Consider the following 8698-nt stretch of genomic DNA (forward strand, 5'->3'; position numbering starts at 1 on the left):
TTATAACTTCCCCCCGCCGGGCCCCCGCCCCCCCCCGCGGCCGGCGGGGCGGCCCCCCCCACCGGCCCGCCCCCCCCCCCCCCCCCCCCGGCGCCCCCCCCCCCCCCCCCGCGCCCCCCCCCAACCCCCCCCCGCCCTCCCCGCCGGCACGGGCCGAACCCTCCAAGGGCCTCGTAAGACTCGGCACCGGCGCTGGTGCGCCCGCCGAGGTCTCTCAGGCCCCCAGTAGCTGGGCGCAGCGGAGCAGGCCCAGGTGGCTGTACGCCTGCGGGTGATTTCCGAGGGAACGTTCCGCGACCGGGTCGTATTCCTCGCTGAGCAGGCCGGTGGGGCCCGCCACATTCACCAGCTGGGTGAACAGCGCCTCCGCGTCCGAGCGCCGGCCGATCAGCAGATAGGCCTCCACCAGCCAGGCCGCGCAGAGATGGAACCCGCCCTCACCGCCGGGCAATCCGTCGTCGTGGTGGTAGCGGTAGACCGTCGAGCCGCTGCGCAGTTCGGCCTCGGTCGCCACCACGGTGGCCGCGAAACGCGGGTCCGAGGGATCGATCAGGCCGCTGAGTCCGATGTGCAGTGTCGCCGCGTCCAGGTCGGTGCCGTCGTAGGCGGCGGTGTAGGACTGCACTTCGTCGTTCCAGCCCTTCGTTTTCACCTCTTCGGCGATGGTTTCCCGCAGCGTGACCCAGTCGGCGTCGACAGGGCGGTCGAACTTCTCGGCCAGGGTGAGGGCGCGATCCACCGTGAGCCAGCCCATCACCTTCGAATACACGTGGTGGCGCGGGTTGCCGCGGATCTCCCAGATGCCGTGGTCGGGTTCGGTCCAGCGGCGCTGGACCGCCGACACCATGGCATGGACCAGCTCCCAGTCCGCGTCCGGCAGGACCTTGCGCGGGTCGGTGATGCCCTGCTTTTCGCGGGCATGGGAGAGGGTGGTGATCAGGTCCACGATCGGGCCGAACACGTCCAGCTGAACCTGCATATTCGCGGCGTTGCCGACGCGGACCGGCCGCGACCCGGCATACCCGGGCAACTGGTCGATCACGGCCTCGGGCGGCAGCGTCTCGCCGTAGATGGTGTAGAGCGGGTGCAGCCGTTCGGGGCCGGGCAGCGTTTCCAGCACCCGGTGTACCCAGTCCAGATACTGTTCGGCTTCACCCAGCGATCCCAGCGAGACCAGGGCGCTGGCGGTGAGCGCGGCGTCGCGCAGCCAGCAGTAGCGGTAGTCCCAGTTGCGGACGCCGCCGATATCCTCCGGCAGCGAGGTGGTGGCAGCCGCCAGGATCGACCCGGACGGGGCGTGCACCAGACCGCGCAGGGTGAGCGCCGAGCGCTTCATCAGGTCGGGTTTGAGGGCGGGCAGGTCCAGTGTCCGCGCCCATTCCGACCAGTACAGTTCCGCCATCCGGCGGCGTTCCGGTTCGCTGGTCGCCGCCGGGCCGAGGTCCTTCGAACCGCAGCGCAGTTCCAATACCACCGGGCCTTGGGAGGGATCGACGACGGCGGTGGCCGAATCGTGCACACCGTCGCTGTGGATCTCCCAGGCGACGCCGGGGGAGCGCAGTACCACCGGGTCGTTGGTGCCCCAGACCCGCAGGCCGTCGCGTTCGACCTCGATGGATACCGGCACCTGGCCGAATTCGGGCCGTGGCGCGAAGGTCACCTCGGCCGGTGCCGTACCGGTGATCACGCGGGTGAGGTCGGTGCGGGCGGGGTCCACATCGTGGGGGAGGTAGTCGACGACCGACAGTTTCGCCCAGCGGGTTTCCACGGTCATCGTGCTGTCGATATACCGCTGGGACAGCGGCAGGCCCGGTCGCTGCGGGGCGATCGAGAAATGACCCGCGTCGATCCCGCCGAGCAGATGCGCGAACACCGCCGCCGAATCCGGTTCCGGGTGGCAGAACCAGGTGACCGTGGCGTCCGGGGTCAGCAGCGCCAGCGAACGCGGGCTGGCCAGCATGCTGAGGCGTTCGATCGGCGGCGCGCTGGCGCCGGCCAGCCAGGTGCGGCGTTCCTCCAGCAGGAAGGCCAGGGCGTGCGAGACGGCCTCGGTGCTGTCCACCCGGTATTTGGCCAGCGATTCGCCCTCACCGACCTTGATTCCGATATCCGGCCCGGACAGCACCCGGAACGCCTTCTCGTCGGTGACGTCGTCACCGAAGAACACCGCGGCCGACGCGCTCTCCTGATGCCGCACGGTGCTCAGCGCGGAGCCCTTGTCCGTGGGGACGACGGCCAGCTCGATCACGGCCTTACCCTCGGTGACCTGAACACCCACCCAGGACGCCGGGCCCTGGCGGGCCTGGTCGAGCGCCCGGCGACCGACCTCCGGCGCCGCATTGCGCACATGCAGCGCGACACTGGCGGGTTTGGTTTCGACGGCGACCCCGGCGTTCTCCGCCGCGATCTTGTGCATGGCCACGACCACTTCGTCCAGCAGTTTCCGGGCGTCGTTGTCGATGGCATGGACGAAACCCACATCGAATTCCGAGCCATGGCTGCCGATCAACTGCACTTCGACCGGTAACCGCGACAGCGCGGCCAAATCGCGCAGGGCGCGACCGGAGATGACCGCGGCCGTGGTGCCGGTGAGACCGGCCAGCGCGCGTAAGGCCCGCACGGATTCACCGTGCGGGTACGCCTTGGACGGATCGGAGACGATGGGCGCGAGCGTCCCGTCGTAATCCGATGCGACCAGCAGCCGAGGCACGCGCGCGACCGTCGCCAGCGCGCGGCGGAGTTCCAATGGCAGATCCTGTGCGCTCACGCATCCAACCTATTGATCGGAGTTTTCGTTAAGAGGGGGCGCGCATGACAATACTGTGTCATCATCCCCCATCCGATTCGGCGGGAAGTGCGGGCGGGTGCCTGCGCGGCCCGCGCGGATCGTGGCGGTGGCCGAGCCTGCCTACCGGCCGCCGGATGAGCGCCGGTATTCCCTCAGGAGCGTTTGCCGAGCAGCAGGTCGACGGTCAGTTCCAGACGTTCGGAGACATCGGTGGCCGACGCCCGGCGGGTGAGCCAGGCAACCAGATTCGACAGCCACACATCGCTGATCACGCGGGCGATGGCGAGCTGGCGGTCGGTGGGTTCGCCGTCGTTCATGGCGCGGGCGAAAACCCGGTCCATCACCTTGCCGACACGGTCGACCTCGGCGGCGGCCGAGGCGTCGGCGAACATGAAGGCGCGGGTCATCGCTTCGGTGAGCAGGGGGTCGCGCTGCATCATCCGGGTGATCTGGGCGAGCAGTGTGTGCATCCGCTCTTCCGGCGACTGGCCGGCCAGCGGTTTGCGTTTGCCCTCGAACTGTTCGAACTCCCGGGCCAGGGCCGAGACCAGCAGGTGCACCTTGGACGGGAAGTACCGGTACAGGGTGCCCACCGCGACGTCGGCCCGTTCGGCGACGGCGCGCATCTGCACGGCGTCGTAGCCGCCCTTCGAGGCCAGGGCCAGGGTGGCGTCCAGGATCCGCTTGCGCCGCTCGCGCTGAGCCGCCGAGCTCAGCTCGTCCTCCCGCAGCGTGGTGACGGGCGCGACCGGAGTCGCGTCCGAGTCGCCGGGCTGGGAACGGGAGGGGCTTGCCATGGAGCGGAGTCCTTTCCGTGACGTGTTCGGGGCGCGGTGGCGGCCGGTCGGCGCCATGTCTTGACTTCCGCCCGCCGTGGATATTAGAACATGTTCTAGGTGTGGGAGTCACGCCGGAAAGGCGGTATGGACTGTGACCATCGCCACCACTGACGAGCATAAAGCCGTTCAACAGTCGATGAGCGGATGGGCCGCAGCAGCGCAACCGATTGCAACAATGCGGGCCGATACCACCGGTTTCTGGCGTTCGTACTGGCCAACGCTGACCGAACTCGGAATCTTCCACGTCGCGGTGGCCGAAGCGGCGGGCGGTGCGGGCGGATCGGTGACCGATCTGGCCGTTTTCCTCGAACAGGCGGCGCACGACCTGGTCGGCGGGCCGGTACTCACCACCGCGGTGGCCGGACTGGTGACGGGCGGTGCGCTGGCCGAGGACCAGCCGTGTGGCGTCGCACTGGATACGGTGGCCCCCGCGGATAGCGAGCCCGGAGCGGCCGTCCCGGTACTCGATCCGGCCGCGGGAACGCTGTCCGGAACCTGGGAATCGGTGCTCGGCGCCGCCGCCGGTACCGCGTTGCTGCTGCCGGTGGACACCGCCGACGGCCGGCGCTGGTGCCTGGTGCCACCGGACGCGGCCGGGGTGGAACTCGAATCACTGGAACCGCTCGACCTGGCGATGCCGCTGGCCCGGGTGCGCTGCACCGGGGTCACCGCCGCGGTTTTCGCGCCCGCGTACGCCGTGGAGGATCTGCTGGTCGCGCTGGCCGTCGCCGAACTCGCGGGCGTCACCGGCTGGTGCCTGGAGACCGCGGTCGATTACGCGAAGGTCCGCGAACAGTTCGGCCGGCAGATCGGCTCGTTCCAGGCCGTGAAACATATCTGTGCCTGGATGCTGTGCCGCACCGAGCTCATCCGCGCGGTGGCCGCCGATGCCGCCGCCGCGGTGGATTCCGGGGCCGCCGAACTACCGATCGCGTCGGCCATCGCCGCGGCCATCAGCCTCGACGCCGCGGTGGAAACCGCCAAGGACTGCATCCAGGTACTCGGCGGTATCGGCTTCACCTGGGAACACGACGCACACCTCTACCTGCGGCGGGCCGTGGCCCTGAGCCAGTTGCTCGGCGGTGGCGCGTACTGGCGCGGCCGGGTCACTGAACTGACCCGCGCCGGACAGCGGCGCACCACCGGTGCCGACCGTGTCTTCGCCGACGCGGCCGCGGCCGGTAGCGAGACAGGCGCCGCCGCCGGCGAACTCGCCGGCGAAGTCGCGCGGATCGCCGCCCTGCCGGCCGACCGGCAGCGCACCGCGCTCGCCGAAGCCGGCCTGATCATGCCGCACTGGCCGAAGCCCTACGGCCGCGCGGCCGACCCGATGACCGGTCTGGTGATCTCCGAGGAACTGCGCCGGGCGGGCGTGCCGGTACCGGATCTGACCATCGGCGGCTGGGCCGTCCCGACCCTGCTGCAGCACGGAACACCCGAGCAGATCGAACGTTTCGCCTGGCCGACCCTGCGCGGTGAGGTGGTCTGGTGTCAGCTGTTCAGCGAACCCGGCGCCGGTTCCGACCTCGCCGCGCTGCGCACCAGCGCCGAACGCACCGAGGGCGGCTGGATCCTGCGCGGTCAGAAGGTGTGGACCTCGCTGGCCAAGGAGGCGAACTGGGCGATCTGCCTGGCCCGCACCGATCCGGCCGCGCCGAAACACAAGGGCATCAGCTACTTCCTGGTCGATATGCGCAGTGCCGGGATCGATATCCGGCCGCTGGTGCAGATCACCGGCGAGGCGCGGTTCAGCGAGGTGTTCCTCGACGAGGTCTTCGTGCCCGACGACTGTGTGGTCGGCGCGCTGGGCAACGGCTGGAAGATCGCGCGGTCCACGCTCTCGGCGGAACGGGTCGCCATGAGCGGTAACGGGATCGGCCCGGCGCTGGAGGAACTGATCGCCAAACTGCCCGCCACCGGCCGGGGTTCGGAGCTCATCAACGACCGGCTGGGCGGTTTCGTCGCCGACGCGATCGCCGGCCTGCTGCTGGAGCAGCGGGCGGCGGTGCGGATCCTGGCCGGCGCCGACCCGAGCGCGCAGAGCAGTGTGCGCAAGCTGGTGGGGGTAAGGCACCGGCAGGCGGTCGCCGAGTTCGCGGTACAGGTCGCCGGCCCGGCCGGCGCGCGAACGACCGAGGACACCTCGGAATTCCTGCTCACCCGCTGTCTGTCGATCGCGGGCGGCACCGAGCAGATCCTGTTGACCGTGGCCGCCGAGCGGATCCTGGGCCTGCCCCGGGACGCGGCCGGTTAGTTCGTGCGACGACTGGAGAGCAGAACGTGGACTTCACCCGAGACGAAGCTCAGGAGGCGGTGGCCGAGGTCGTCGTCGGACTCCTGGAGCGGGAGGCGGCGCGCGACAGCGAACTGTGGCCGAAACTGGCGGCCACGGGCCTGCTGTCGGTCGCGCTACCGGAGCGGTTCGGCGGCGACGATATGGGCATCGACGCGGTATCGGTGCTGCTGACCGAACTGGCCACCGATGCCGTTGCCGCACCCGCACTGCCCACCCTGGGCTTCGGCGTCCTGCCGCTGCTGGGCGCGGTACCCGAGAACGTGGCCGCGGAGGTGTTCCCGGCCGTCGCGGAGGGCGCGGTACTCACCGCGGCCGTCAGCGAACCCGGTGCGCCGCTGACCACCGAGCCCACGACCAAGGCCGAGATCTCCGGCGATTCGGTGCGGATCACCGGCTACAAGGTGGCGGTGCCCTGCGCGGATCAGGCTCGCTGGATTCTGGTGACCACGGAATCCGGGGTGGCCATTGTGGATTCGAACTCCTCCGGATTGTCTTTCGCACCGTCCGCGGTATCCGGGGAACTGCCCGAATTCTCGGTGAAATTGGACGGGGTCACGATCCCGGCCGACCGGCTGCTGCCCGACGCGGGCCCGCGTCTGCACCGGTGCGTCCTCGCCGCCATCGGCGCCGCCGCCGACGGACTGCTCTCCGGCGCGGTCAAACTCACCGCCACCCATGTGGGCACCCGGCACCAGTTCAACCGGCCGCTGGCGGAGTTCCAGGCGGTGGCCCAGCAGATCGCCGATCTGTACGTGGTGTCGCGTACGCTGCACGTCGCGGCGGTTTCCGCGAACTGGGCGCTGGGGCAGGAGGCCGCAACTCCCGAACAGCAGCATCGGATCGACGACGATCTGAACGTGCTGGCCTACACCGTGGCCGCGGAACTGCCACGCGCCATGCAGAAATGTCACCACCTGCACGGCGGTATCGGAGTGGATGTCACGCACTCCATGCACCGCTACTACTCACAGTCCAAAGACCTCGCCCGCTGGCTGGGCGGCGCCGCGCTGCGGCTCGAACGATTGGGGGCAGGGTGTTCATCGATCTGACCAGCGAACAACGCAAACTCCGCGACGACCTGCGCGCCTATTTCGCCGATCTCGTCACCCCGGAGGAGGCCGCCGAAATGTCGGTCAACCGGCACGGCGACGCCTACCGCGCCGTGGTGCGCCGGATGGGCCGCGACGGCTGGCTGGGTGTCGGCTGGCCGAAGGAATACGGCGGCCAGGGTTTCGGCCCGGTGGAACAGCAGATCTTCTACAACGAGGCGTCCCGCGCGGATGTTCCGCTGCCGCTGGTCACCCTGCTGACCGTCGGTCCTACCCTGCAGCAGTTCGGCACTCAGGAACAGAAAGAGAAGTTCCTGCCCGGGATCCTGGCCGGTGATATCCATTTCGCGATCGGTTATTCCGAACCGGAAGCCGGCACCGATCTCGCGGCCTTACGGACGAGCGCGGTCAAAGACGATGCCGGCGATTGGGTCGTCAACGGCCAGAAGATCTTCACCACCGGCGCGCACGAGGCCGATTACGTCTGGCTGGCCTGCCGGACCGGTTCGGTGGAATCGCGGCACCGCGGGATCACCATCCTGATCGCCGATACCTCCGATCCGGGCTACTCCTGGACCCCGATCATCACCGCCGACGGCGCCCACCACACCAACGCCACCTATTTCGACAACGTCCGCGTTCCGGCGAGCATGCTGGTGGGCGAGGAGAACAAGGGCTGGCGGCTGATCACGACGCAGCTCAACCACGAGCGGGTGAGCCTCGGCCCGTCCGGCAAGATCGAACAGCTCTACGACAAGGTCCGCGACTGGGCCCGGCCCCGGGCGATCCTCGACGAACCCGAGGCCCAGCGCGCGCTGGGCCGCATCCACGCCATGACCCGCCTCAACGAACTGCTGAACTGGCAGGTGGCGGCCACCGCGGAGGATCCGGGCACCGACCAGTCGCAGGTCATCGCGGACGCCTCGGCGACCAAGATCTTCTCCACCGAATCGCTCCAGGAAGCGGGCCGGCTGGCCGAAGAGGTCATCGGCCGGTTCGGCGACCCGTCCGACCCGGCCACCGCGGAACTGCTGACCTGGCTCGACCGCCGGACGAAGCAGAACCTCGTGGTGACCTTCGGCGGCGGCGTCAACGAAGTGATGCGCGAGCTCGTCGCCTCCGCGGGCCTGAAACTCCCCCGGGTACCCCGCTGATGCGATTCGCCTCGCCCCACCTGACCAGCGAAGGAGCCGAGACAGGCGAAGCCTTCGAAGACTCGCCGCACGCCGAACCGAAGGTGCCCGGTGCCGAGTCCAGCAAGGCCGTTGGAAGTTCACACAACCCCGGAACCGGACGCGACCACGGCGGTGCCGAGTCTTACGAGGCTCTCAGCGGTTCGCATAACCCCGAAACCCAACGGGGCCACGGCGGTGCCGAGTCTTACGAGGCTCTCAGCGGTTCGCATAACCCCGAAACCCAACGCGACGACGGCGGTGCCGAGTCTTACGAGGCCCTTGGAGGGTTTGGCCCGTGCCCGCAGTGAGCGCGCGGTGGGGATCGCCCCCCGCGCCGGGGTGGGGTGGGGGCAGCCGGGGCCCAAGGGGGCGCACCCCCCGGGGGCCCGCGCGTTTTTCGGGGGGTAAAACGTTGGCCACAATGGGGCCCAAACCCCCGCGCGCGCCAGCGCGCCAAAAACACTGTTGAATGCAGGACATGTCAGCCAGTACCGACAATGAGTTCGATATCTGCGTAGTCGGGCTGGGCCCGTCCGGCCGCGCCCTCGCCC

General features: G+C 69.6%; 5 protein-coding genes. 3 read left to right on the forward strand and 2 right to left on the reverse strand.

The genetic code is table 11. The features are described 5' to 3' along the window. Positions 1-214 precede the first annotated feature (214 nt). Positions 215-2767: a trehalose-phosphatase gene (otsB, locus tag QH276_RS28915; RefSeq protein WP_280402066.1), complete on the reverse strand. Its 2553-nt coding sequence runs from the start codon at positions 2765-2767 to the stop codon at positions 215-217. A 173-nt stretch (positions 2768-2940) separates the two neighbouring features. Further along, positions 2941-3585, reverse strand: coding sequence for a cholesterol catabolism transcriptional regulator KstR (gene kstR, locus QH276_RS28920; protein ID WP_280402067.1), 645 nt, complete (start codon positions 3583-3585; stop codon positions 2941-2943). Between the two features lie 133 nt (positions 3586-3718). On the opposite strand from kstR, the gene QH276_RS28925 reads away from it, so the two are divergent. The 3 genes from QH276_RS28925 to QH276_RS28935 are packed head-to-tail and all read left to right on the forward strand — an operon-like array spanning position 3719 to position 8126. Beyond that, positions 3719-5881, forward strand: coding sequence for an acyl-CoA dehydrogenase family protein (locus tag QH276_RS28925; RefSeq protein ID WP_280402068.1), 2163 nt, complete (start codon positions 3719-3721; stop codon positions 5879-5881). Between the two features lie 26 nt (positions 5882-5907). Next, positions 5908-6972, forward strand: coding sequence for an acyl-CoA dehydrogenase family protein (locus tag QH276_RS28930; RefSeq protein ID WP_280402069.1), 1065 nt, complete (start codon positions 5908-5910; stop codon positions 6970-6972). Then, complete coding sequence (locus tag QH276_RS28935; protein WP_280406965.1) at positions 6957-8126, forward strand: acyl-CoA dehydrogenase family protein; 1170 nt, start codon at positions 6957-6959, stop codon at positions 8124-8126. The genes QH276_RS28930 and QH276_RS28935 overlap by 16 nt, the downstream gene beginning before the upstream one ends. Positions 8127-8698 lie beyond the last annotated feature (572 nt).

It is taken from the genome of Nocardia carnea, assembly GCF_029869215.1.
Lineage (GTDB): Bacteria > Actinomycetota > Actinomycetes > Mycobacteriales > Mycobacteriaceae > Nocardia > Nocardia carnea_B.

Coding starts and splice junctions, on each gene's coding strand:
- kstR (WP_280402067.1), bottom strand. CDS start 3,585: ATGGCAAGCCCCTCCCGTTCCCAGCCCGGCGACTCGGACGCGACTCCG.